Below are 26,332 nucleotides of genomic sequence, written 5' to 3'. Positions count from 1 at the left end.
CTCCTATCCCTGTTACTTCCTAATTCCTTTTTAGTGGGGGAGTGTGAACAGTTACATTCATTTTTAGATAAGTAAACCAATTAATTTGTTTTTCAATTTTTAATTGTTGAAGGTTGGGTTTGATTTTGGAATAAAGGACGGACAATTAAATACCCAGCCGCAAAACCAGTTATCATTATAAATATAATAGTAATTACTAGCCACCAACCATTTAATCCTTTTGTCTGAAAATGAGAATTAGGAGAATAACGGACTTTTTCTTCTTCTATAAATACTGTTTCTGAAACTGGAAAATTTAGATCCTTGATAGGTGTAGCAGACTCCTGACGGCGGTTTTGAGAAGGTGTAGTTTTGATTACTGCTTTTCGACGAGATTCCGTAGGCTGTTGACGTGAAGGTGCTGTTTTAACGGTTGGCTGATTTGTATGTCTCACCTCGTTATGATTACGGGGTGTAGGTTGAGGTTGATATTGTACCTCGTCATTACGGGGTTGAGGTGGTGCGGGAGAACTGGGTGCTGGAGTATCAATTAACTTTTGCAGTTCTAAGCAAGACTGAATTACTTTAGTAATTTCTTGACGCAGTTGTTGATTTTCTTGGACTAATTTCTGATTATGACTGGTAATGACATCCAATTTGGATTGGACCGCTTGTAACTCCGCTGTCAACTCTCGATAAACACACAGGGGAACCGAAGGGGGGTAGTTATTAGGTGGTTGACTATAGTGAGATCCTGTAGTTGTTTTCATGGAATTGTTAGTATCAAAATACGGTAGTTAGAGTAAGGGTACGCAACACCAGAATATAATTATTTATGAGATTATGCCCAAGAATAATAGAAAAATGCACAAAAGGCAAAGATGGGGAAAAATATCAGGAGTTGAGAATTACAAAAAAAGAGACAAGAAGGGTTCAATAATGAAAACTACCAGTATAATAACTGATTTTATGTAATTAATACAACTCTTAATAAATAAATCTATTTGATCAATAATGGAAAAAAGTGTCCTACTGGGCCTTGTCCTTTACCAATACTTAAAGAATAGGTAAGAGCATTTGTCACATATTCCTTGGCTATTTGCACTGATGTCCATAGGTCTTTACCTAAAGCTAGATTAGCAGCGATCGCCGCTGATAGAGTACAACCTGTACCATGAGTATTTTTTGTCTCTATTTGTTTCGTTGTCAAAATCTCCAATTGTTCCCCGTCAAACCAAACATCAACACCTCGCAAATTTCCCGACATTCCCCCACCCTTGACTAAAACAGCCTTAACTCCCACTTCCCTGTGGATAATTTCCGCTGCTGCTTGCATATCTGCTAAAGAAGTAATTTCTAACCCGCTTAAAATCTGCGCTTCATAGCGATTTGGGGTAATAATAGCTGCTAAGGGAATTAAAGTCTTCCGCAGGGTTTGTATAGCATCATCATCAATTAATTGCGCTCCTGTGCGTGATACCATCACAGGGTCAACCACTAAATTCTCAATTTTATAAGCTGTTACTTGCTGGGCTACAGCGAAAATAATTTCTTGATTGAGTAACATTCCCGTTTTTGCAGCCTGTACGCCAATGTCCTCTACAACCGCCTGAATTTGAGCGATAATGGACTGGGGAGCGATCGCATCAACCCTACTAACTCCTACAGTATTTTGGGCTGTAATGCAGGTAATAGCACTTGTTCCGTGAACACAGTGAAAAGCAAAAGTCCGTAAATCAGTTTGAATTCCTGCACCCCCACCACTATCAGAACCAGCAATAGTTAAAGCCACAGGCACGAAAGTTTTGTTTATTGTCATAATAGAGTTTAATAGCAAATCCTCAAGTGTGTAGGGGCGCAGGGTCTGCGCCCTCGATTATATTACACATATAGCAATTCCCATGCAAGTGAGGTACAAGAAGTCAGAATTAAACGCAGATAAACGCAGATGAACACAGATAATTTTGTCCCTCATTAGACTAGGAAACGCTATAATTGCATCCTAGTGACAACGGCTATATCCTAAAATTTAGTCTGATCAAAAATCATTACCAGATTGACCTTTACTTGATATTTAGTTTCTCCAATTGATTAACCCGAATTGTCAATTTATTAATTTTCTGATTTAATTCAACCACCAAAGTAGCCAAATTCTTGAACATCTTGTCCTGTTGCAATTGTGATAAATTCTGTCTTGCATTAGAAGAAAGTTGAGGACTATTAGCCACAGGTAATTGATTATTTTTACCAACCATTAACTCAAGTTGTTGTAAACGTAATTGCAAACTTCTAACATCAGACTCTAAATTATTAACGCGGAAATCAACTTGCTGCGGTAAAGCAGAATTTAATAAAACACTACTCCAAACAACAAACACACATATCCCAATTACCAACCATCTTTTTAAGATCATATTTGTTAAAGTTTATTAAATGAAAATGACTCTACCGTTCCCTTTCTATAAAACAATATTTATTGTAGGTTGGGTTGACGCAAGGAAACCCAACAAATTTTACCATCTTACCGTCAATGTTGGGTTTCACTTCGTTCTACCCAACCTACCTTAGAACCATTTTATTTATCAGCTTGCAAAGAAGAAAATAGATTTTTCCAATTTAGGTTATTAGCAATTACTTCACTCTCCTTAACTTCAAAAGTGAGATAACTTGCTTTTGGTTCTTTAATTGCTTGAACACAAATTTCCGCCACATCATCACGGCTAACTTTTCCCTTAATATTATCACCTTGTTCAAAAATTAACTCCTTTCCACCTGCTGCTTCCGTCAAAGCACAAGGTCTAATAATTGTATAGGGAATACCACTAGCTTTCAGACTTTCTTCTCCTCGCAACTTCCAAGTTAAAATTCCTCCCAATTGGTCATTTAATCTCACCGCTGGTGGTTCTTCATCTAAATTAATTCCTGGTCTTCCAGGACGAGTTACCCCAGCGGAACTGATTAATACAAATTGAGGTAAAGTTTCCCCACCATAAGCTTGAATGGAAGCAACTTCCAGCGCGAAAAACCCCGGATTAAAAGCAGGATTTAAAGCACCATCATATTCAAACTTACTCAACATTAATTGCACAGAACAAACCTTGCTAATGTCCATTGGTGGACAGTCCTTAACAATTTTGGCACGAAATACGGGAACTAAATCTGTAAAAGGAATCTGAATATCTAGCCAAGTATTAGCAACAGTATCAAAAGAATAGCTATAACCAACACCATCCCAAGTTGATTCTGTGCGGATAAATATTTTATAACGTTGTCCATCACCTTTCACCCGCAATTTCACACCTTGATAACCAGATAAATCCAGCACAGGTGCAAAATTCTTAGTTCTTACCGAAGCAAACCCCCCAGAATTAGCAGTAGAAACATTACCTGTAAATACTGCTGTATTTTCCCTAATTTGGAAACTACTAGCACTAACACCTCCCATAACCACATCATCTAAAGCACCCCAGATATTTTTGATTTCATCTGATGGTTTTGTAAAATCAAATATCGGTTTTTCACCCGCAGCAACCAGAGATTTTGCGGCTGCTGTTACTAAATTTTTCACACCTTGATATTCAACATTTTCTGGTGTATCTCCGACAATTTCCGGTAGATAAAATTTCACACCTTGATTATATTTTGCTCTATCAGGTGTATCTCCCTCCACAGGTTGAACACGCACTGACGTACAACAAATTACAGCTTGAATATTAGCTATAACTAAATTTGTCAAAGTCTCTGGTTTGGTAATATCTCCAACTACCAAATTAATATCATCACCCAAAACTTGCCGTGCTTTTTCAATATCTCGAACTAAACAGCGGACATTATAACCCTGTGTTATTAATTTCTTAACAACTCGTTTACCCACACCACCCGTTGCACCAGCTACCAGAATTACAGCCATATTTTCTCCTGCTTTCGATATATCTTGATGATCTGTTGGACTACCTGGAAATAATTTTTGTATCCAATTCAGAATTGGAAATACTTCAAAGTAAGTTAGGGTTTTAATAAACCTGCATAAATCCCATCGAGAGCGGTTGTTATTATTCATAGTTCCGATTTAATTATGTTATCTTAGTCTTATTATATCAGATTTATATCCCCAACTTCTTAAAGAAGTCGGGGATCTGGATGGATCTGGATATAATATTCATACAATATGATAATTGCCGTGATGAGTCAATTTGCCAACGCCCAAGCTGAATATGAGAAATTTCCTGAAGAATTTACCAGCATTATTATTAGTACGGTAAATAAACAAGGCATCCCTAATGCTAGTTATGCTCCCTTTGTGATGGACGATGATAAAAACATCTATATTTATGTAAGTGGACTAGCAACTCACACCCAAAATATTCAAAATCATCCTTTTGTGAGTGTTTTATTTATTGATGACGAAATGAAAACTCAACAAATTTTTGCTCGTCGGCGATTAAACTTTGATTGTACCGCAAATTTGATAGAAAGGGAAACTGAAAAATGGCAGGAAATTGTTGATAAATTTCAGCTTAGGTTTGGAGAATTGATTTCCACATTACGCAGTTTACCAGATTTTCGGATTTTGCAACTGACACCGAATAGCGGACGGTTTGTAATTGGGTTTGGGGCTGCGTATAATATTAGTAATGATAATATAAATCAACTTGTACAAATTACCAAAGATTCACTTTCATAATTATGCTGAAATTTCAACCTCCGGGTTTTGGTAGCAAATTCATTCATACATCTTTGGGGACAATGGTTTATTACACCCAAATTAGTAGTCCTTGGGAAAATACCAAAAATCAAGACTTACCACCATTATTATTTTTACATAACTTTGGTGGTGGTGCGTCTGCTTATGAATGGTCGAAAATTTACCCTGCTTATGGGTCAACATATCGAATTTTAGCCCCGGATTTAATTGGTTGGGGAAAATCTGCTCACCCTGTGAGAGATTATCAAATTGAAGATTATTTAACAACGATTCTTGAGTTTATTTCACAAACTTGTGATCAACCTGTAACTGTCATCGCATCTTCTTTAACGGCGGCTTTTACTATTCGTCTGGCTGTAACTTATCCTGATTTATTCAAAGCGTTGTTTTTAGTTTGTCCTGCGGGGTTTAATGATTTTGGCGAAGGTGCAGGGAGAAGATTACCGCTTTCTTTAATTAATACACCATTAGTAGATAATTTAATTTATGCTTTAGGTGCAGAAAATGAAATTGCCGTGAGAAACTTTTTGCAGAGTTTTCTATTTTCTAACCCGGAAAGAGTGACACAAGAAATGGTTTCAGCTTACTTGAGTTCCGCACAACAATATCAAGCCAAGTTTGCAGCTTTGTCTTTTTTACGGGGAAACTTGTATTTTGATTTGAGTTTATATATTCAACAACTTCAAGTTTCCACTGTGATATTGTGGGGTGAAAATGCCCAATTTACCAATATGCAATTAGGACGACGGTTAGCGAATTTAAATCCTGAGACAATTCAGGGTTTTCATGAAATACCCGATACAGGAATTTTGCCCCATTTAGAAATACCAGCAGTTGTCATAGGAATTTTACAAAAATACAACAAAACTGGAAAATTAGAACTCTAAAGGACTAAAATTATCTGTGTTCATCTGCGTTTATCTGCGTTTAATTCTGACTTCTTGTCCGCAAAAGGTTTACACCATCAAGAAAGTTGTAATATAGAAAAAGTAACATAGCTCTTCACTCACCACAACCAATGACATCAACTCTGCTCAAACTTCCACGCCTTAATGCACCTACACTGCACCGTCTACCCAACGGTTTGACGATTATCGCCGAACAAATGCCAATAGACGCAGTTAATCTTAACGTCTGGGTAAAAACTGGTTCGGCAATGGAATCTGATGCTATTAATGGTATGGCTCACTTTCTAGAACACATGATTTTTAAGGGTACACAAAAACTCATTAGTGGTGAATTTGAACGTCGGATTGAAGAACGTGGTGCAGTAACTAATGCTGCTACTAGCCAAGATTATACTCATTATTATACCACAACTGCGCCTAAAGATTTTGCTGAATTAGCACCTTTGCAAATAGATGTTGTTTGTAATCCGAGTATTCCTGATGATGCTTTTGAACGGGAACGATTAGTAGTTTTGGAAGAAATTAGACGTTCTGAAGATAATCCTAGACGACGCATTTATCGTCATGTTATGGAAACTGCTTTTGATTCCTTACCTTATCGTCGTCCCGTACTTGGACCTGAAGCTGTTATTTCTGAAGTTAAACCGCAACAAATGCGAGATTTTCATGGTCATTGGTATCAACCTCAATCAATTACAGCAGTGGCTGTGGGTAATTTACCAGTAGAAGAATTAGTAGAAATTATTGCGGAAGAATTTAATAAAAATTATCAACAAACCAGTAATAAACTAACACAAATAGCAGCAATTCCTGAACCTGCATTTACAGAAATAGTCCGTCGGGAAGTTGTTGATGAAACTCTCCAACAAGCAAGACTAGTGATGATGTGGCGAGTTCCCGGATTGATGGAATTAGATGAAACTTATGCCCTTGATGTTGTCGCCGGCATTTTAGGACATGGGAGAACATCTAGACTAGTGCGAGATTTACGGGAAGAACAGGGATTGGTATCTTCAATTTCTGTGAGTAATATGAATAATTTATTGCAAGGTGTGTTTTCGATTTCGGCTAAATGTGATGTAGAAAATTTAGCGGCTGTGGAAGCAGGAATTATTCAACATCTTCGCAGATTACAAACAGAATTGGTCAAAGAATCAGAAATTGCCCGTGTTCAACAACGAGTAGCCAATCGGTTTATATTTGGGAATGAAACACCAAGCGATCGCGCGGGGTTGTATGGTTATTATCAGTCATTGATTGGTGACTTAGAACCAGCCTTTAATTATCCCCAATATATTCAAGCACAAGCAGCCACTGATTTAATCCAAGCAGCCAAAGATTATCTATCCCCAGATGCTTATGGTGTCGTTGTCATCAAACCCGTTTAACCGTGAGAGGATAAAAACTGGAGAGTAGTTGTTAAATCCTGACAGTTACCAAAACTGTAACGGTGATCAAATCTCACCCTGCTCAGGACTATTCTAGTAGTCTGTCAAAGACATTTTGACGGATAATGACTTTTGTTCTTCCCTCCCCTACCTCCCCTACCTCCCCTACTCCCCTACTCCCCTACTCCCCTACCTCCCCTACTTGCCTTTACCCGTCATTTTTGGATTATTTCTTACCCGATTCCGTCCAAAATGTGGCAGCGCGTCAGTATTTGTGTTAGACAAGCTGCTTAACAGGAATTTGAATAATAAACTCAGTTTTTTCTCCAGGAGTGGAAACACATTCTAATGTGCCATTGTGTTTTTCAATAATGATTTGGTAACTGATAGCCATACCCATACCAGTTCCCTTACCAATGGGCTTGGTTGTAAAAAAAGGGTTAAAAATATGCTCTCTAACAGTTTCAGGTATGCCAGAACCATTATCAGCGATCGCAATTTTTACCCATTGTGAATCAATCATCGCAGTGCGAATCATAATTTGATTGGGATGATCATTGATTTCTTGATAGGTTCGGTTGATATTCAATTCTTCTAGGGCATCAATTGCATTTACTAGGATATTCATAAACACCTGATTCAGTGGACCAGGATAACATTCCACCAATGGCAAATCACCATATTCACAAGTCACATTAATTCCTGGACTTTTGGGAGTGGCTTTGAGACGGTGTTGTAAAATTAGCAGTGTACTATCTATGCCTTCATGGATATTGACGGTTTTAAATTCGGCTTCATCTAAGCGAGAGAAGTTGCGAAGGGAATTAACAATTTCGCGGACACGATTAGTACCTATTTGCATTGAGCGGAGAATTTTGGGTAGGTCTTCTTGCAAAAAAAACAGATCCATTTCTTCTGCTACTTTCCCAATTTCCGCCACCGGATTTGGGTAATATTTTTGGTAAAGTTGGATAAAACTTAGCAAATCCTGGGCATATTTCTCTAGATGGATCAGGTTGCCATGAATAAAATTAATCGGGTTATTAATCTCATGGGCTATACCTGCTATTAGTAGTCCCAAGGCAGACATTTTTTCATTTTGCAACATTTGAGTTTGAGTGTTGCGGAGTTTTTCTAAGAGTTCTTTAAGCTCAATATTTCTTTGGTTTAGTTGTTGGGTGCGCTCATCTACCTTGTGTTCTAAAGTTTGGTTATATTCGTGTTGCTGATCTAACAAAATTTTTACCGAAGCAATTAGTTCATTGAAGGATGTTGTTAAGATTCCCACCTCATCTCCAGTTGTCACAGGAACTTGCAGCGCAAAATTTGATTCCCTGAGTGCTTGTTGAGTTATTTGGGTGAGAGATTGAATAGGACGGGCAATGGTATGACTGGTCATAATAGAGAGCAGAATAGCGATCGCTACTGAAGCCACCATACTTATACCAATGACCCATAAACGCAGAATACTACTACTGCTCATTGCGACCTGTGCCGCCGCGTATTCCTTCTTACTCATGATCCCGATCATCTTCAAATCTTGAATAAAATCATGAATCTGGTCGGTTAATGTGCTTCGCTCTAGTTTGGCTAAACCTGCCCTCAAGCGGACAATCTTTTCGGGGGTTAAGGTTGTTGCATCGAAATTGGCAAGTAGTCGCTCAAGTTCTTGGATGTATGCTTCTGGAACACCCTCATACTTTTCCAAAAAAGCATCTATAGCTTCGGCTTCACCCGGTAATTCAATATCTTCTTGCCCTTTTGTGCCGCCCTCAGACTCTTTAAACTCTTTCCAACTCTGGCGAAATTTATTGTAATGTTCCTGCCATTCTGTATATTCTTCTTGTAAATGCACCGGATCAGAAAGTAAGTCACTACTCCGGTGCTGATGAGCAAATGTTTGTAGCCCATCAATTTGCAAGCGAGTGATGATTTCTATTTCTTCTAGGGCATCTTCGATCATTGCCTCCGCTTGTCGTTGTTGCTGGTCGGCTAAGACAATTCCCAGACCTGTGCCAGCGATCGCAATTCCCAGCGATAGTCCATAACCCCAAGCTATTTTCTGTTGCACCAGCAAATGGTTTAACCAATGCCTAATTTGAAAATTTATCATCTGTCTTCTCTGGAGCAGCTATTTGTCTGAGTAGTGATTGAGACAGAGAAATTTCTGTCTATCAACTCCAGACTTTCTTTTGGTTATGTCTAACTAATTTACGAGCTTAAAAATAATAATACACTTAAACATATCACAAAATTAACGCCAGAGTTAAAATTTTCTAAGTAAGTGAACGGAAAAAAACTGAAATATGTAACGAAAAGTAAAATGATTGTTCCGAGTCCGGTTAATGCTACTTTTATTTTTATGATGGGGCGATTTTTTGTAAATTTCCCTAAATATACTCAACACGGTTTAATTACTTGATATGGGTAGGGGTAAAGCATGAGCTAAACCCCTACAAATCTGGGGTTTTCGTGATTTTGTAAAAGTCCATGTCTCAACCGTGTTTAGTATAGTTTAAATGCCTGGGGAATTTTTTGGCACATAGTTTTACCTATTTATGCCTTCTTTAACCGCTACTTGATTCAAGGTGTTACCTTTACCAGTGGTAAATAATAATTCAAACTTCTCCTCTTTGCGCCTGGAGCGTGAGACACATTCATCCTTTCCTGCCCACAGCAACACAGTAAATAGCCGCATGACGTTGCCCATCAATCCCCAACATAGCATTTAAACTCAGATCATGAAAACCACCGATACAAAGACTATCCAGCCCCAATTGCCCAGCCATTAGACAGATATTTTCAGCTTGATGACCAGCCTCCAACAGCGCAAAACGATAGCCTCGCGCTCCATATTTGCCCATTGAGCGCATAAAAACCGATGTAAACACAAACAAAGCATTGGCATTGACAATATAATCCTGCTGCAAAAATGGTTCTATAAAATCTGTTGGTACGGAATCATTCACCCAATGTAGCCCATGTCCGCGAGGTTCATAGTGATATAGTCCGCTAACCAAACCTTCCACCACTTGCGTAGATACGAACACCTCAAGGGGATAAAGTCCCCCCGCAGAAGGAGAATTGCGAGCCTCATAGCATTGATTATCTACCTCACGCAGTCCATTGAGTCCACATCCTGCATCCAGCAGTTGAGCTAGGGAGACGAGTGGCATCACCTGATGCTCAAATGATCGCACAGAAGAACGTCGTGCTAAAAGTTCCGACAGCAGGTTATCCCGTGGTGCTGGTGGCAGTTCTAAAAAAGGAGCATCTGGCAGATATCGCAGTTCAGTAGCCGGAACACGCTTAACATAACTTTTCGGGACTGGAGAGTTCAAATGATAGAGAAGAGCTAACTCCAGAGGTTCATTGGCTGTGTGCATTGTTCTAATTTCCTCATTTTAAGCCATCGGATGTGGACAGGGATTTAAGTCATTTTCAGTCCGTCGGCCACCATAACCCAACCTTTCTGGGACTTCAAACAACCGTCGAGTTCCTAATGGCTCTTGTCCATAACCAAAATAGATAGGGACTAATTCACTGGCTAAAGTCCGCACCACTCGGAAACCAAGAGAGGCGATATCAGGGGCGGTAATTTCCACTACATAAGGTTCAACACCCACTGAATGCAACTTGGTAACTACTGATTGCAAATTCTCCGCTTCTGATGCAGATTCGTAAGTTGGTAGATATTCAACTTGGCAAGATTGATCATGATGAAACAGAAAATCCAACTCATTTAACCGAGATGTTGTGTAGAAAAAAGCATTGTGATCATCTAAATTCTGAATATCACTATATTGATGAAGATTAGCCCCAGCCGCAGTTTTCATCCGTTCTATGTCACCAAAGCGAGCCTGACAAACTTCAAAAACTGCCTTGTGGAAAGCCGTTGGTGCATCAAGATGACATCCCATACCAGTGGAGACAGCCGGACCTTTGCCCGAACGGTCAATTAACATGGCCATGAAAACTGGGACCTGAATATCAGTAATTAACTCGAAGACAACTAATTCAATGCCAAAGCGGGCGTAATGGCGGGCAATTTCTGTCTCAATTCCTGGCAGGTGGTCAAAATAGATGCGCGGAGCAGGTAAGCGATTTAACCAAGTAATGATGAAAGCATCACGTTCAATTAATTCGCACAACCCCCGGTAGGCAGCAAACTCCCAAGATGGTCCACTAGCCATACCGTTAGAACTAACAGGTAAAATATGATCTCCTGGTTGGTTGCCGTCCCAGTCCAAATAAACCAAAAAGGCTGGAACTAAAACCTGTTGGTTACTGGATAAAGAAAGGGCATTTATCCACGAAGTCTGCGTTGTCGGATTGAAAGCTGGAAAAGGGAAGTTTGGGTGAGAGTATTGTTGGTCAGAAAAAGGAGAAAAAACTGAAGGAGAAACGGCGCGATAACTTAATTCTTCGTAGCTACCAACCATTAGTTGCCGATGATCAACAATACCACCACAGTATCTTTCTATAGCTTCGCCCACAGCCCCAAAAATGGCTTGTTCATCGGTCATGCCTCTCCCGACACCGTAACGTAAATCATCCTGCTGTTTACGAAGTTGGAAATTGGCTAATTCGGCTTGCCACAACACCGGAAAATCGAACTCTGTATAAGGCTTGGTGAATCTATCTAAGGATCGAATAATGCCAGTATGGGGGCTGACTAAATCTTGCCAGCGGGGACTTGCGATCACCTCTGGTGCTGCGCTCCGCGCAATCGCTGTATTCACTGTATTCTCTCCTATCTTTTACCGTTCCCCGTCTTTACTGAACAATGGGGACAACCTGGTTTTTTGAGGACAACGTTATGAGTAAGTTTTGTACCAAGTAAGTCTATATGTAGTAGTTTTCCGTCAGTAGCTATAGGTAGACCGAGCATCATCTTTACCGCATCCAGAGCCATGTAACTTCCCACCAACATCTGACCTATCGGTAAATTTTCCCGCAGACGTGGTTGAGAAAGCCGTTCCCTGTTGAGCAACTGTTCAACCGCCAATTCTGCCTCTGGAAACTTAGAACAAGCCATAGACCGCATTCGATAGCATAGATAACAGGGTCCATCCTTGGCAAAAACCAGGGGACCGACATTTCCCTCAATCCCAGCCGCCCCACCTGGTAGCAATGGGCGCTGCATCTTCAGGCATAGTCTATTCAAGCGATAGGCGAGATTTACAGATACGGCATCAGTAGCAACAATCACCAGATCAACGTCCGCCAACAAAGGATTGATGGTTGCATCGTCATTTAAATCATCTGTAACAATTTCAGTTTGAGTAACTCCACCAATGGCTTCAATCTGTCGAGCGGCTTCCACACCCCGAAAAGCACCGATTTTATTCAATCCCGAACCTGACATCATCAGAGAATCCGACGGCAGAATACAGGCATCATCGCACAAACGGACAAAGCCAATACCAGCAGTAGCTAAATTAATTGCTGCTATCAGTCCCGAACCTCCCAGTCCAAAAACAGCAATCCTGGCATTAGCTAAGTGTTTCCGAGCATCTTTTTGGTCAAAGCCTAATTCATGATAAAGGCTGATTTGAGGAAGTAAATAAGCACGACTATCTAAATCATCTGTATTTTCTAGAGACTCCTCTACTAGGCGATTGTCCATCAAAAATTCTAAACATTGATTGAGGGAAGAATCTGTCAATTGTTCGCCAATTGCATCGCGGATTTCTCCTATTGTGCGATCGCCATCTAGTAAAGGTAAAACAATGTTTTCTACATTATGCAGAGCTTGACCCTGCACTCTCAGCGTTCGCCGTGTTGTATTAAATATCATACTTTCTTCCCCACTGCAATCTGCCGGCATCACATTAATCACAACGTGTTCTAGTAGCCGGAGTCGCTGACCATCATTTAATTTCATAGACTTTATTGCAAAAATTGAATCCTGTTATCAATAGCAATCAAAAAAATTAAAAACCCTGTTTTTGTCAACAAAAAAATATTGAATAAAAACAGGGTTTCTATTGACTTTTCTAGTCAGATTTGATGATTATTAACTCAAGAAATACGGTTTCTCAAATTACTAAATCCCTGTTCTATCTTCAGGTTTAGTTAGTATCCAAATCCAACCTCATCAAGGTCTTCCATGAAATTTGATGCTGTCCCATCATCGGCAAATTTACAGCCACCACAGCCACCGCAAGGTCTACAACCACCACAGCCACGACAGCCACAGCCACGACAACCACCACAACCACGACAACCGCGACAGCCACCACAACCGCGACAGCCACCGCAATTAGCAAACCATCTTTGAGTAGTTGTAGAGTCGAATAGTTCCGACATTGCTAATTTCTCTAAAGCTGCTATTTCCTCTTCAGACAACAGAAGTCGTTCTAATTTGTCGGCTTGATCTACCAAACGCATTTCTATTGTCGGTTGATTCAGTGTTTTTTCTGCCAGCATTGTCACCTACTCCTTTTAACTTAAATTCAATAACCTGGTTACAAATCTGTATTTGAGTTTATGAAAAGCCGTGATGATTTTTTGAGTCATTCAGTATTCACAAATTTGAAGAATAATCAGAAAATCAAGTAATTATTAATGCCTAACTATTACCCCCGATACAGGTATAGTTTAAAAAACATGAAGACTCATTTTCAAAAATCTACTAGTCCATAAAAGAGCAAAATCAGTTTATGATCAGTCCGGGCAACTAGTCGATGGAATTGATATTCCGTAAAACCTTGTCTTTTATAAAAATTGCTCTTGTCAGAATTGCCAATTATGTCTTTATTTGTTCATCCAACTTCTACAAGAATATCTTTTTCTAGACAATTTTCTTCTTTCTTGAGTAGTATTATTTTATCTCTTGATAGATTCAGGCTCAATTTATGAAATTGTGCTAACGATGAATCAAATTCTTGTAATTTTAGGTAATTTTGTAGTTAAAGCAAATTTAAAATAATGCTCATAGCCGATTTAAAAGCGTAGTTCTATTTCTTTGTATTTACTCCTTTAGTAAGGTTGTCAGACAGCATATAGTTGAAAATTTGGGAAATATTCATCCTTAAGAAGTGGAGAACAAAAATTTTCAAAAGTAAAATATTAAAGTAATAGATAGCAGAATCCGAAAAAATCCCTGATAAATTTGCCAGTGAGTGATTGCTGGTCAAGACTAAAAGGGATGGAATTTGATCACTGCATATTTTATTTTTGAAGAATAAACTCTTCTAAGTAGGGTTTGCTGAAAAAGTTATCTGTGAGGGCTAGGAGTCAGGAGTCAGGAGGAAGAACTAGAAGGAGATAAGAATAGTCTCAAATTCCAGAAAGTGATAGGTTTTTAATGGTTTCAATCCTTATTCCTTGCACCTAATTCACTTTTTTAACCAGGAAACTCTTAATATATCTAGGTTTTCGGTTTATATGGCTTACGCTACGCTATCAGCAAGCCCTAAGTAATAACTAGATTTATTAAGTAGGTAAACCGAAAATTTAAAGGTAAGTGCCTAAAATCACAACCTAAAACTTTTCAAACAACCTCTAACATTTTATAAAAAATCAGGGTTAATTAATGAGTGATTTAAGAGTTTGGGTTGAAGATTACAGTAGAGTTTTATTACGTTCCTTACCCTTGTTATGGACAGCAGCACCTCAAGAAATGGTGTTTTTAATGGCTGTAACTTTATTACAGGGGTTTCTTCCTGGAGTTAGTGTTTGGATTACCAAACTAGTGGTAGATACTGTGGCTACAGCCTTAACAACTGGTAAAGCATTAGATGATTCAATTTTGTGGTTTTTGGTAGCAGCATGGGTGGGAGCTTTGCTATTAGAAACCCTTCTTTATCCTTGGATATTTGCACTGCAAGGAAATCTCAATGATAAATTAGCGGCTCACATTAGTTTATTATTAATGCGAAAAGCTGATAGTTTTGCAGACTTGAGCCGTTTTGAAGATGCTGAATTTTATGATGAGTTACAAATTCTTCAACAACAAGTTAGCTATAAACCGTTAAACCTAGTTGAGAATTTGGTGGAGTTAAGTCGCTCATTGATTACTTTAATTGTGGTAATTGGGCTATTAATTCCCCTCGCTTTTTGGATACCATTGGTAATTGCGATCGCCACTATACCCCAAATAGTAGTTTCTTCCCAATATGGTAGAGCGATTTGGATCACTTTATTTGAAAACAGTCCCCAAGCCCGAAAAATGGAGTATTACACGACAGTAATGCTCACTGACACCTATGCCAAAGAAATTAGATTGTTTCAGCTAGGTGCATTTTTTATGCAGCTTTACGGACAAGCGTTTCAATCTTTACATCAATCCATGCGGCATTTGCGAGGTAAACAAGCATTTTGGTCATCTAGTTTAGCTATTCTCAGTACATTAGGAAACGGATTTTCTTTCTATTGGGTAGTCAAGCAAGCTTTTAGAGGACAGTTAAGCCCAGGAAATGTCCTTTTATTCGTACAATCATTAACTTATTTCCAGAATAATTTAGAAAGATTTGTCAGTCATTGGTTGGATTTACTGGAGAATATTATTTATATGCAGCAGTTTTTCAACTTTCTCGACAGTCCCACCCCAATGGTATTGAACATACCTGGAGTAAAAATCCCCACTCCAATTCGTTCAGGTATTACTTTTGATCAAGTTGATTTTCACTACCCAGATGGTAGATTAGCGCTCAAGGATATTTCTTTCACCCTTTACCCAGGACAAACAGTAGCCATAGTTGGAGAAAATGGCGCAGGTAAAACTACTCTAGTTAAGCTATTAACCAGGCTCTACGACCCCACCACAGGACGGATTATCGTTGATGGTATAGACCTCAGAGATTTGAATTTAGACCAGTGGCGACAGCAAATTGCAGGGGTTTTCCAAGACTTTGGACATTACTCGCTCACCCTGGGAGAAAATATCGCCTTAGGAAATTTAGCCGCCCTAGAAAATCGAGAAATTCTCAGATATGCGGTAGAAAAAGCCGATATCGCCAAACTGGTGGATGATTTTCCCAGTGGAGAAGATACACAATTGGGTAAACAGTTTGGTGGTACAGAACTTTCTGGAGGACAATGGCAAAAATTAGCTCTAGCTCGTGCCTTTGTCCGCAAAGAAGCCCAAATACTCCTTCTCGATGAACCTACCGCAGCACTAGACCCCCGCAGCGAGTGTGATTTCTACTTGCGCTTTGTGGAACTAGCGGAAGGAAAAACTACCATTCTCATTACCCACAGATTAGCCTCAGTGCGAATGGCTGACCGGATATTAGTCCTCAAAGATGGTCATTTAATTGAAGATGGTACTCACCAAGAACTTTTACAACTGGGAGGCGAATATACGTCCCTATGGAATATGCAGGTAGAACAGTATGGGGTGTAACATCAATTACATCTGAGGCTGCACGGAATGAAGGTATGATTTTTTCAGGCTTCGCCCCGCTTCGCTAACACGCAGAGGCACAGAGGCACGGAGAGTAGGAGTTTGAGAAATAGAAAAAATTCATCCGTATTTATCTGTGTTTATCTGCGTTTATCTGCGTTCAATTATTCTGGAAATATTATTCTATGCAGCAGCTATGAACATCAAAAATCCGATTCCTTGGTTAATTGGGCTGACTGCATTTGGTTTATTGGGAATTGGTATTGCTTACTTCAGTTATTGGTATCAACCTAGCAAAAAAGATATTACAGATTTAACAGTTCCTGTCACTACCAGCAACTTAAACATTAAAATCAAAACCAATGGAGTCGTGCAACCAGTTCGCAAAATTAATATTGGCCCAAGAGAAGCCGGTCGAATTGCCAAACTCTATGTAGATGAAGGTAGTTCTGTCCAAAAAGGACAATTAGTCGCCGAAATGGAGCGTCAAGCCTTTCAAGCCCAGGTGAATCAGTATCGAGCGCTGTTATGGAAGGCAAAAGCCGATTTACAAGAAAAGCGGAAGGGTTATAGACCAGAAGAAATTGCGATCGCTCAAGCTGATGTAAATAAATACACAGCCCAAATCCGGGAAGCTGAATCTCGCTTGGTATTAGCCTCTCAACGAGTTAAGCGTAGACAATATCCTGTATCTCAAGGGGCGATATCTCGTGATGATTTAGATGCAGCTTTGAATGAAGAGAAAAGTGCCAAGGATAACTTACAACAAGCTAAATTTAGTCTGATATCTGCTCAACAACAACTCAAAAAACTACTTTCCGGTTATCCGACTGAGGAAATTACCAAAGCTGGTGCTGAAGTAGCTCAAGCAACTGCCCAATTACAATTTTACGAAAATCAGTTAGAAAATACTTTCATTCGCGCTCCTTTTGCTGGCTTAATTACCCGACGTTTTGCCCAAGCGGGGGACTTTGTAACTCCAAATACTTCTGTTTCTACTAATGAAGGGGGAACTAGTGCCTCCATTGCCGAATTATCCAGTGGTTTGGAAATAGAAGCTAAAGTTCCCGAAGTAAATATGGCGCAAATTCAGAAAAATCAGCCTGTAGAAATTCGGCTGGATGCTTTTCCTGATCAAGTTTTTCAAGGGAAAGTTCGATTGATTGCTCCCAGAGGAGTTAAGGAAGAGAATATCACTTTTATGCGAGTCAAAATTGCTTTGGCAACGGGTCAAGATAAACTCAAGGTAGGACTAAATGTCAAGTTAACTTTTCTGGTAAATGATATTCGCAATGCTTTGGTAATTCCCTCGGCTGCGGTAGTTTCTGGTAAGCAGGGGCAAGTGGGTGTATTGTTACCAGACAAAGATAATCAAGCCAAATTTCATCCCATACAGGTAGGAATTACATCCGGTGATAAAACGCAAATTTTGGGCGGACTTTCGGAAGGTGAACGAGTTTTTATCCAACCACCAGCTAATCAATTAATTGATGGTATTGATCGTATTAATGGATCTTAGCCTACTCTCTTTTTACTGGAAGAATATTGATTAAATGAACCACGAAGGAGCGAAGAACACGAAGAAAGAAGAAAGAAGGAAGTAAATTAAAGAAGTAAATTTCTATTTTTATGAATTTGTTAGAAAGTGTGAACATGGCTTTTGCAACTCTCGCTGCTAATAAACTCCGCAGCGGATTAACTATGTTGGGGATAATTATTGGCAATGCTTCTGTTATTAGTATGATTGGGATTGGACAGGGCGCACAAAATCTCGTTTTGGGTAAACTTGAGGCTTTTGGAGCAAATCAACTGACGGTATATAGCACTTTTGAAGATGATGAAGGGATGAAATTTCCTGATGCTCAATTGGTATTATCAGACGCAGAAGCAATTAAAGCTCAAGTTCCTAGTGTTAGTAAAGTTGCGCCTGTAGATGAGCAAAAAATGTCAATTAGTTTTAATAATAAGTTAACATCAACTACTGTTAAAGGCACTACTTCTGATTTGCTTGCTGTGCAGAATCTTACTATTGTCACTGGCAGAATGTTTAAACAAATACAACAGCAAGAACAGGCTCAAGTCACTGTTTTGGGTGCAGAAACTAGTCGGAAACTTTTCGGTGATGAAAATCCTGTTGGGGAAGAAGTTCTAATTAATAATATATCGTTTCAAGTTATTGGTTTATTACAATCGAAGGGTGCATTTGCTGGGGAGAATCTGGATCAAACTGCTATTGTTCCCCTCACAACATTTGCTAATAAGTTAGTGGGACGGAGATCAATATCTGATATTCCTCTTAGTTATATTTTAGTGACTGCCAAAAATAGAGATAGTGTTCGCGCCGCTGGGTTTCAAATTACTAATATTCTGACTCGACTTCATGGTAAAAAAGATGTGGCTGTTTTCGCTAATAAAAAGTTTCAAGAGTTGGTAGTTCAGGTAACTGGGATTTTATCTTTATTATTAGCTTTAATTGCTGCTATTTCTTTGTTAGTAGGTGGTATTGGCATTATGAATATAATGTTAGTTTCTGTGACTGAACGCACTCAAGAAATTGGTTTACGTAAGGCAGTTGGGGCAACTCAAAATGACATTTTAGCCCAGTTTTTAATTGAGGCAATTATTTTATCTCTTTCTGGTTGTTTGCTGGGGATAATTTTAGGAGTTGGGGGAACTATCCCCTTGGCATTTTTCACGCCTTTAACTCCTCAATTTCCTCTATATGCGATCGCTGTGGCTGTGACAATATCTGGTAGCATAGGCTTAATTTTCGGTGTCTTTCCCGCCCGACAAGCTGCTATGTTAGACCCCATTGTCGCCCTCAGAAGTGGCTGATTCTAAATCAATCTCTCCAATTATCTAATTGCAAAGGATAGCCTAATGATTGAATTTTTTGATAGTGTTTAGTATTTCCTGTTACTAGAATTAAATTATTTTCTATAGCAATTGCAGCAATTAATACATCTGCTAATCCTATAGTTTGTCCAGTTTTTTCTAAATCAGCGTAAATTAATCCAGATAATTCAGCACTTTTTTGTTCTAAAGATAAAATTTCCATTTGTGGTAAATCTATTAAAAATTCCTGAATCCGATCATTGCGGTTTAATTTTCTCCATCCTTTGATAACTTCTGAAACTGTAATTACAGATATCGTATAATGTTTAAAAATAGTTTTATAAGCAATCGCTTTAGCTATAACTTGGGGATTTTTACCTTTGCGAATTTCTGACAAAATATCTGTATCAATTAAAGTCTTATTTTTCACTGTTAATTTGGCATTTTTTAGGTTCTATGTTTTAACATATCTTCAACCATTTGATCAACTAATTCTGCATCATCTGACCATTTGCCAATAAATGAATCGTTGAGGATTTCTGGTTGAGTCAATTGCTCAATCATTGCTTTAATTAAATCTGAGATTTGACAATGATTAGTCTGGGTTAGTTGTTGTATTTTGTCATAAGTTTCTTGATCTAGTTCTATTTCTATTTTTTTCATAAAACCTCGCGGTATGCGGGAAATTCAGTGGCTTTAGCCCTGAGAGGGAAGCTACACGAGTGAATTTATTCACTGTGGTATTTAAATGCTGATTTTTGAATGGATATAATCCCGGGAACCAGCAAACCCGTTCAAGTCCCCTCGCCCAACTAATCCAAAATGTCTTGTCTTTAACCAACGACTTAACAAACAGTCTTGCAGATAATCCAAACTGGGGAAGTATTCGGAAGTGCGTATCAGGATTAGTCTCAATGGGCTAGTCGCTGCTTGCGTCGTAAAGTTTGTTCTTTACAAGCTCAATCCCTTTAGGGTTGAGTCAGTGACTGAAGTATAGATTTTTTTATTATAGCGTCGTTGAGAAATATTTTTCTACTATCAAAATATCTTTTTACGGTAGCGGTACGGGAGGGTTAATCGGGTAGATTTTTGGGGGGCAGGGGTTTACAATGACCATAAACCCAAACTCTGCCATTTGTACCTCATAACATCGGGAAGTGCTGTAAAATCCCTGTTTTTATTCTGTTCATCTTTTAATCCTGGACATCCTGATAGCGAAGCGTGGCGTTAGCCATTTCTGACAGCCAACTTATCTCAACTCCTGCTGTAATTCTGCCCGATAATCAGCTTGACAATGATATTGAGATATTTCTTTCCAGTTGAGTACGGCTTCTAATAAGTCCTGATAACCCAGGGTGTTGGGGTGCAGTCCGTCGCTGGTGATGCGATCGCTTCTCCATTCTTGACTCCGCTGCATCCATTGATCAAAAATATCTAAATAGGGAATTTGTCTTTGTTCACAAGCTTGTCGTGTTGCTTCTTTGTAGCGGTATTGGTCGGCATGATTATAAAATAAACAATCAAGGAAGGGCATTTTGCTTTCGTCTACGGGAACCATCCCCACAAACAGCACAGGACAGAGTTTTTGAGCTTGATCCAGCAATGTGGCGATTTCTGATTCAAACTGACCAAAATCTGTGTAATTTCTGCCGTTAGGACTTCTTAACCGAGGTGTATCGTTAACACCCACAGACAAAATAATCAAGTCAGGAACACGATTGCGGATTTCTCCCCGGTGACGAAATTCCACTTCTAAACGTTGGCATATTTGCTGTGTGCGATCGCCCCTTACTCCCAAATTATAAAGCACATGACCCACACTATCCGGTAACATCCACCACCGTCGCAATTGTTCCACCCAACCACCTTTCTCTGGATCACCGTATCCATATACTAAGCTATCCCCCAAGGCGACAATCTTTAAAGGTTGACAAAGTTTTGGCGCTATAGATATTTGCATTAAGGTAGAAGTCGGAAAACTTGGCATTTTAAACAGTAATGTAATGGATATTTGCAGAATATTCTATATATTTTTACACTATTACAGGAGTCAGGAGTCAGGAGTCAGGAGTCAGGAGCGATGCCCTGAGCTTGTCGAAGGGTCAGGAGTCAGGATGAAGAAGAAGGAGTCAGGAGTCAGAAGGAAGAAAATAGTTTTCACCAATCCCCAGTCCCCAGTCCCCAGTCCCCAGTCCCCAGTCCCCAGTCCCCAATCATAAACTAATCGGTAACACACTATAACTACCAAAAATTTTCAAAATTTCTGTATAATTCTGCACCTCTTCCAAAGCAGATTTCATGATTTGTGCATTTACATCCGCTTCAACATCCAAGTAGAATAAATACTCTCCTAAAGAACGTTTTGTCGGACGCGATTCAATTCGACTCAGATTAATACCTAAACTAGCAAATACTGACAATACTTTCATTAATGCACCTGGTACATTAGCTGGCACGCTAAAAGCCAAAGATGTATGAGTACAATCAATGGGATAATTTTCCTCTGTGCTAACTACCCAAAACCGAGTACAGTTTTCTGGATAATCATTAATCCCTCTAGCAAGAATAGGTAAATTATACAATTGTGCCGCCCGACTAGAAGATATAGCTGCTGTCGTCACCTCCTCTTCTAATCCCTGTAGTGCTTCAGTGGTTGAATTTCGAGGAATTAAATTGACATTTGGCAAAAATTGTGCTATCCATCCTTGACATTGTGCTAACGCTTGAGGATGAGAATAAACAGTTTTAATATTATCTAACTTTGTGGCATAGGAAATTAATGTATGTTGAATCGGCAAAACTAAAGCTAACTGAATTTTTAAATTCCCCAATTGCCATAAGCTATCCATTGTCATGTTGACACTACCTTCAATAGAATTTTCCACCGGGACAACAGCTATTTCTGCTTCTTTGTCTGCTATAGCTTGTAAGGACTGAGCAATGGTAGAATATGGACATAATTCAAAGCTTTTTTGAGAATTAATTTCTGGATGGGCTTTTAACCAGTTAAGATAAAAAAAAGCCGCTTGTTCGGCATAAGTTCCTGGTGGCCCTAAATGAGCGATTTTCTGATTCATACTGTTAAATTTGGCGAATTTGATGAATAATAAATTAAAAGTTAGATTTTTGGCAATTTAAATTGTTAAAAAATATTAAAATGAAAAAACAAATGGTTTAATTTGCTCATGGTTACTAAGTTTATTGCCTCGCAATCGGTGGAAATTTCCGTTCCTAAGCAATCTATTCCTATTCAACACTACCTACGGCAGCCTCAACGTTTAGTTAATGCCTTAGTTGATAATACAAGAATTCAACAACTTTCTGACGAAGTTTTTCGGTTAAAAATGCGTCCTCTATCTTTTATGTCACTGAGTATTCAACCAACGGTAGACATGAGAGTTTGGGCAGATGCCAGCGGGACAATTTATTTGCGATCGCTCGGTTGTGAAATACTGGGTTTTGAGTATATTAACGAAAGGTTTTCGCTGAATTTAAAAGGTTATTTGTCACCAGTTCAACTCAATGGTGAAACTCACTTGCAAGGGAAAGCTGATTTGGAAGTTTTAGTAGACATACCACAACCATTTTCCTTTACACCCAAATCAATTTTAGAAACTACAGGAAATGGATTGCTCAAAAGTGTCTTACTAACAATTAAGCAAAGATTGTTACATCACCTCTTAGCAGATTATCGTCATTGGGTAATCTCCCAAACTCAAAATAACGACATTGATCATACAGCAGGAGTCAGGAGTCAAGAGTCAGGAGTCATATTACCAACTTTAAATTTTGAGTAATTTTAAGATGGAATTTGGCAAGGACGAAAAGAACGACGATGTAAAGATGAAGGTCCGTATTTTTGAAGCGCCAGTAAATGACGCGGACTTCCATAACCTTTGTTTTTTTCTAAATCATACAACGAATATTTTAACGCTAACCGTTGCACCAAATCATCACGCCAAACCTTAGCCATGATACTAGCTGCGGCAATATTAAGCGATCGCTCATCACCTTTGACAATTGTTTCTTGAGGTATTGGTAAATTCTTCACCAACTGATTCCCATCAATCAAACACAGTTCAGGCTTTACCCGCAACTTCAAAACAGCCCGCCTCATTGCCAAAAGAGTTGCCTGTAAAATATTCAACTCATCTATTTCCGCAGTCGTCGCATAACCAATTCTCCAATCTACAGCCAAAGTGGCAATTTTTTGAGCCAGTTTAGTTCTCCGAGAACTAGACAACTTTTTACTATCCTTAATGTTATCTAACATCAGGATTGATAAAGCATCTACTGGTAATATAACAACCGCTGCCACCACAGGCCCAAATAAAGCGCCTCTTCCTACCTCATCTACACCCCCAACTGCACCCTGCATATTTGAGTAAGTAGAAAACTCTAACCAACTCGAATTATCCCAGGATGCAGGTTTAATATCTCCCATTGTCTAAACTATGATTTGTTTGATTTATTTGATGCAGATAATTAATTGAAACTATGATTTATGTAATTGATTTGATTTACCTAACTGATTCATCAATTAATTAATCACACAAATAACACAAATCATCAAAATCACAGTCCGAAACCATCTGTATCTAAGGCTGATGAACGACGACGACGACGACGATTAGGAATAGAACTACTATTACCGTCAGATTCTATTTCTTTTTCAGTTTCCGTTTTTTCTTCAACTTTAGTTTCTTTCTCAGGCTCTATTTTTCCTTCAGGGTTAGTTGCTTTTTCTTCGGGAATTATTGTCAATTCTGGAAATATTACTAATGGTGGAAAGGATGAATCTTCTTCTATCTCAAATTTTGGTGTCGGTAGTTTAATAGTGACAACTTCAGGAAGTGTTTTTTCAGTAACAATTGGTTCGGGGATAACTTCAGGTGCTTCACTAGGTGATTCTCCTGGTTGTACAACATTAATAATCACCGATCTGGGATTTTTTCCCTCCCGATCTAACTTGAGTAAAGGAGAAATTCCCATTTCAGCAAATGTATCCTGTTCCTTTGCTGACATTTCTACAGTAATTACCTCCGGTGGTTCTACCTTAATCGGATCTAATTTTACCTTTGTCCGTTCCGGTCTTTCCGTCCAACCTGATTTATTAATAGTTGGGGGAGAAATTTCTGGTATTGGTAATTCAGGTTCTTCTAAGTCCAAATCTGAATCATTAACAAAAGCTAGAGGATTAGTAGGTAAGCGAGATTCATCTTTACCGTTAGCACCATTTACGCCAATGCGACTACGGCGGGTACGGGTACGACGCTTATCATTTAATTCTTGGTAACTAGGATGATTGATCAGATGCAGAGAACTAAATTCCGGTTCAGTTTCAAATCCATCACCAAAGCCATCATAGACATCTTTTGGTGTCACTTGTGGCAGACTACCGATATCAGGGATGCGAGTAGTGGGTGCAGGTGGACGAGATTCCCTTTGCGGCATGGGTACAAACCGCTCTGGGATGTCCGCAGCCGGGATAGGCAGACGGTTTTCCAGTTCTCCAGGTAATCTGACGGTATGTCCTAAACCGCCGCAAGTAGGGCAAGTTTCGCCAAACAATTCATAAATATTTTGGCCTTGACGCTTCCGAGTCAGTTCCACCAAACCTAATTCAGTCAGTTGGGCAATTTGGGGACGAGCTTTATCTGCTTTAAGAGCTTTGTTAAAGTGTTCTAAAACTTGCATTTGATCACGACGGGATTCCATATCAATGAAATCAACCACAATCACACCAGCAATGTTTCGCAACCGTAACTGACGGGCAATTTCCGCTGCTGCTTCACAGTTTGTCCACAGCACTGTTTCTCTAGCAGTTGCCGAACGGGTGAATGAACCGGAGTTCACATCTATGACGGTTAAGGCTTCTGTCGGTTGGATGATGACATAACCGCCTGATGGTAAATCTACTCTCGGTCTGAGGGCTTCACGGACAGCGGCATTGATCCGGAAATATTCTAAAATGGGAGAGCGATCGCGGTGATGATCAATTAATAATCCTTGCGGTGTTTGTCCACCACTCCAGTTTTGTAAATACTGTTTCACCCGTTTTAAGCCAGTGCTGGAATCAACAACAATGCGATTCACATCACTACCATACATATCCCGAAGCACGCGCTGAATAAAGTCATCATCACGATTCAGTAGCGCCGGCGCACGAGAAGTCACTGCTTCTTGTTGCACAATTTCCCACTGCTTTTGCAGCACTTCCAAATCTTCAATAATGGCTTCTTCTGGCTTACCTTCTGCTTCTGTGCGTACCAGCAACCCCATCCCTGCTGGTTTCACCAAAATAGCCAAAGCTCTCAGCCGGTTCCGTTCACTTTCGCTCTTAATCCGTCTCGATAAATTTACCCCCCGTCCATAGGGCATTAACACTACATAACGTCCAGGTAAGGTGATATTACCTGTGAGCCTGGGACCTTTTGATCCGGTTGGCTCTTTCATTACCTGCACTAAGGTTTTTTGTTGTGGTGTCAACAGTTCTGTAATCGCTGCTGCACTACGTTTCAGTCTCAATGGACCTAAATCAGTGACGTGAATAAACCCGTTGCGTTCTGGATCACCGATATTGACAAAAGCCGCATCTATCCCAGGTAAGACATTTTCAACTACACCTAAATAGATATCACCAATTTGATGATGACCCGTAGCTACAACGAGTTCTTGTATTTGATCTTCTGAAAATACGGCAGCAATTTGATGCTGCTCCGCGATGATAATTTGTTTTGGCATTCAATTTCCTCAAAAATTGGCAGCACCGCTGGGAATTACCAGGAATTTCTTTGTTATCCCGCTTGTCCTGACGGTCGCTGCTACAAGACGCTACTAGTAATAAAAATTTCCAATTTGAGTAGCTCTGCAAAGTTATGAAGAGCTAATGATACTGTGATTGCGTTTACACGCCGGATTATTCCTGAATAGCTGCATATAGTTTAAGAACTTCCATCAACCGCCCTTGGCTGATTTCCCCTACTATACGCTGCTATTTAAACTTTGGATATCCGTAGATATCTGTTTCAAAGTTAACATTTCATCAGGGAAGGTTGACTATACCTAAATAGCACAGACTCTCTGGAAAACCTCCGCGTCTAGACACGGTTTCTCTTGGGGTTTACCATCTGCTGACGGAGGAAAATCTGCCTTTAGCACTGGA

23 protein-coding genes are annotated in these 26,332 nt (G+C 39.4%); 8 read left to right on the top strand and 15 right to left on the bottom strand.

Annotated features, from left to right (window positions below):
• Positions 1-92: 92 nt before the first annotated feature.
• The 4 genes from FJR05_RS00725 to FJR05_RS00710 all read right to left on the bottom strand — a co-directional run bounded on the left by FJR05_RS00725 (position 93) and on the right by FJR05_RS00710 (position 4,039).
• Entirely contained in the window at positions 93-749 is a 657-nt protein-coding gene (locus tag FJR05_RS00725) for a hypothetical protein (protein ID WP_168642340.1), read from the bottom strand.
• 230 nt (positions 750-979) lie between these two features.
• Complete coding sequence (thiD, locus tag FJR05_RS00720; RefSeq protein ID WP_168642339.1) at positions 980-1,798, bottom strand: bifunctional hydroxymethylpyrimidine kinase/phosphomethylpyrimidine kinase; 819 nt, start codon at positions 1,796-1,798, stop codon at positions 980-982.
• A gap of 244 nt (positions 1,799-2,042) precedes the next feature.
• The gene (locus FJR05_RS00715; RefSeq protein WP_174783534.1) at positions 2,043-2,393 is read right to left on the bottom strand and encodes a hypothetical protein; all 351 of its coding nucleotides are present in this window, start codon (positions 2,391-2,393) and stop codon (positions 2,043-2,045) included.
• A gap of 161 nt (positions 2,394-2,554) precedes the next feature.
• Positions 2,555-4,039, bottom strand: coding sequence for a CIA30 family protein (locus FJR05_RS00710; RefSeq protein ID WP_168642338.1), 1,485 nt, complete (start codon positions 4,037-4,039; stop codon positions 2,555-2,557).
• A 123-nt stretch (positions 4,040-4,162) separates the two neighbouring features.
• On the opposite strand from FJR05_RS00710, the gene FJR05_RS00705 reads away from it, so the two are divergent.
• From FJR05_RS00705 to FJR05_RS00695, 3 genes are all read left to right on the top strand, one after another.
• A complete protein-coding gene (locus FJR05_RS00705; RefSeq protein ID WP_168642346.1) occupies positions 4,163-4,663 on the top strand; it encodes a HugZ family protein in 501 nt (166 codons plus the stop codon).
• Between the two features lie 2 nt (positions 4,664-4,665).
• Positions 4,666-5,571: an alpha/beta fold hydrolase gene (locus tag FJR05_RS00700; RefSeq protein ID WP_168642337.1), complete on the top strand. Its 906-nt coding sequence runs from the start codon at positions 4,666-4,668 to the stop codon at positions 5,569-5,571.
• Between the two features lie 131 nt (positions 5,572-5,702).
• Positions 5,703-6,980: a pitrilysin family protein gene (locus tag FJR05_RS00695; protein WP_168642336.1), complete on the top strand. Its 1,278-nt coding sequence runs from the start codon at positions 5,703-5,705 to the stop codon at positions 6,978-6,980.
• Between the two features lie 277 nt (positions 6,981-7,257).
• Here the strand turns inward: FJR05_RS00695 and FJR05_RS00690 are convergent, their stop codons facing one another.
• The 5 genes from FJR05_RS00690 to FJR05_RS00670 all read right to left on the bottom strand — a co-directional run bounded on the left by FJR05_RS00690 (position 7,258) and on the right by FJR05_RS00670 (position 13,412).
• Positions 7,258-9,093 (bottom strand): ATP-binding protein, encoded by a 1,836-nt coding sequence (locus FJR05_RS00690; protein ID WP_168642335.1) that lies wholly within the window; start codon positions 9,091-9,093, stop codon positions 7,258-7,260.
• Between the two features lie 544 nt (positions 9,094-9,637).
• Positions 9,638-10,366, bottom strand: coding sequence for a SagB/ThcOx family dehydrogenase (locus tag FJR05_RS00685; protein WP_168642334.1), 729 nt, complete (start codon positions 10,364-10,366; stop codon positions 9,638-9,640).
• An 18-nt stretch (positions 10,367-10,384) separates the two neighbouring features.
• Entirely contained in the window at positions 10,385-11,722 is a 1,338-nt protein-coding gene (locus tag FJR05_RS00680; protein WP_371416760.1) for a YcaO-like family protein, read from the bottom strand.
• 11 nt (positions 11,723-11,733) lie between these two features.
• Positions 11,734-12,867 (bottom strand): TOMM precursor leader peptide-binding protein, encoded by a 1,134-nt coding sequence (locus tag FJR05_RS00675; protein ID WP_168642333.1) that lies wholly within the window; start codon positions 12,865-12,867, stop codon positions 11,734-11,736.
• Positions 12,868-13,058: 191 nt separating this feature from the next.
• The gene (locus FJR05_RS00670; protein ID WP_168642332.1) at positions 13,059-13,412 is read right to left on the bottom strand and encodes a hypothetical protein; all 354 of its coding nucleotides are present in this window, start codon (positions 13,410-13,412) and stop codon (positions 13,059-13,061) included.
• Between the two features lie 1,108 nt (positions 13,413-14,520).
• On the opposite strand from FJR05_RS00670, the gene FJR05_RS00665 reads away from it, so the two are divergent.
• The 3 genes from FJR05_RS00665 to FJR05_RS00655 all read left to right on the top strand — a co-directional run bounded on the left by FJR05_RS00665 (position 14,521) and on the right by FJR05_RS00655 (position 19,167).
• The gene (locus FJR05_RS00665) at positions 14,521-16,332 is read left to right on the top strand and encodes an ABC transporter ATP-binding protein (RefSeq protein WP_168642331.1); all 1,812 of its coding nucleotides are present in this window, start codon (positions 14,521-14,523) and stop codon (positions 16,330-16,332) included.
• 196 nt (positions 16,333-16,528) lie between these two features.
• Positions 16,529-17,851, top strand: coding sequence for an efflux RND transporter periplasmic adaptor subunit (locus FJR05_RS00660; RefSeq protein ID WP_168642330.1), 1,323 nt, complete (start codon positions 16,529-16,531; stop codon positions 17,849-17,851).
• 110 nt (positions 17,852-17,961) lie between these two features.
• Positions 17,962-19,167, top strand: coding sequence for an ABC transporter permease (locus tag FJR05_RS00655; RefSeq protein ID WP_168642329.1), 1,206 nt, complete (start codon positions 17,962-17,964; stop codon positions 19,165-19,167).
• A 7-nt stretch (positions 19,168-19,174) separates the two neighbouring features.
• Here FJR05_RS00655 and FJR05_RS00650 read toward each other — a convergent pair whose 3' ends face one another.
• The 3 genes from FJR05_RS00650 to FJR05_RS00640 form a co-directional block, all read right to left on the bottom strand.
• Complete coding sequence (locus FJR05_RS00650; protein ID WP_027401439.1) at positions 19,175-19,597, bottom strand: PIN domain-containing protein; 423 nt, start codon at positions 19,595-19,597, stop codon at positions 19,175-19,177.
• Between the two features lie 17 nt (positions 19,598-19,614).
• Positions 19,615-19,830, bottom strand: coding sequence for a hypothetical protein (locus tag FJR05_RS00645; protein ID WP_168642328.1), 216 nt, complete (start codon positions 19,828-19,830; stop codon positions 19,615-19,617).
• A 586-nt stretch (positions 19,831-20,416) separates the two neighbouring features.
• Entirely contained in the window at positions 20,417-21,154 is a 738-nt protein-coding gene (locus FJR05_RS00640) for a GDSL-type esterase/lipase family protein (RefSeq protein WP_254446605.1), read from the bottom strand.
• A gap of 16 nt (positions 21,155-21,170) precedes the next feature.
• On the opposite strand from FJR05_RS00640, the gene FJR05_RS00635 reads away from it, so the two are divergent.
• Positions 21,171-21,386: a hypothetical protein gene (locus FJR05_RS00635; RefSeq protein WP_168642327.1), complete on the top strand. Its 216-nt coding sequence runs from the start codon at positions 21,171-21,173 to the stop codon at positions 21,384-21,386.
• On the opposite strand, the gene pheA is transcribed toward FJR05_RS00635, so the two are convergent.
• On the bottom strand, positions 21,381-22,244 hold the full coding sequence (gene pheA / locus FJR05_RS00630; protein WP_168642326.1) for a prephenate dehydratase: 864 nt from the start codon (positions 22,242-22,244) through the stop codon (positions 21,381-21,383). The two genes, FJR05_RS00635 and pheA, sit on opposite strands and share 6 nt — an antisense overlap.
• 108 nt (positions 22,245-22,352) lie before the next feature.
• Here pheA and FJR05_RS00625 point away from each other — a divergent pair, with 108 nt between their 5' ends.
• Positions 22,353-22,964: a DUF1997 domain-containing protein gene (locus FJR05_RS00625; protein ID WP_168642325.1), complete on the top strand. Its 612-nt coding sequence runs from the start codon at positions 22,353-22,355 to the stop codon at positions 22,962-22,964.
• 2 nt (positions 22,965-22,966) lie between these two features.
• Here the strand turns inward: FJR05_RS00625 and FJR05_RS00620 are convergent, their stop codons facing one another.
• Together FJR05_RS00620 and FJR05_RS00615 are read right to left on the bottom strand one after the other, a co-directional pair.
• Entirely contained in the window at positions 22,967-23,611 is a 645-nt protein-coding gene (locus FJR05_RS00620) for a ribonuclease HII (protein ID WP_168642324.1), read from the bottom strand.
• A gap of 131 nt (positions 23,612-23,742) precedes the next feature.
• Positions 23,743-25,911, bottom strand: a complete 2,169-nt coding sequence (locus tag FJR05_RS00615; protein ID WP_168642323.1) for an Rne/Rng family ribonuclease — start codon at positions 25,909-25,911, stop codon at positions 23,743-23,745.
• Positions 25,912-26,332: the final 421 nt, after the last annotated feature.

It is taken from the genome of Dolichospermum sp. UHCC 0259, assembly GCF_009711935.1.
Classification (GTDB): Bacteria; Cyanobacteriota; Cyanobacteriia; order Cyanobacteriales; family Nostocaceae; genus Dolichospermum.
This window is presented reverse-complemented; position numbering and strand designations above follow the sequence as displayed.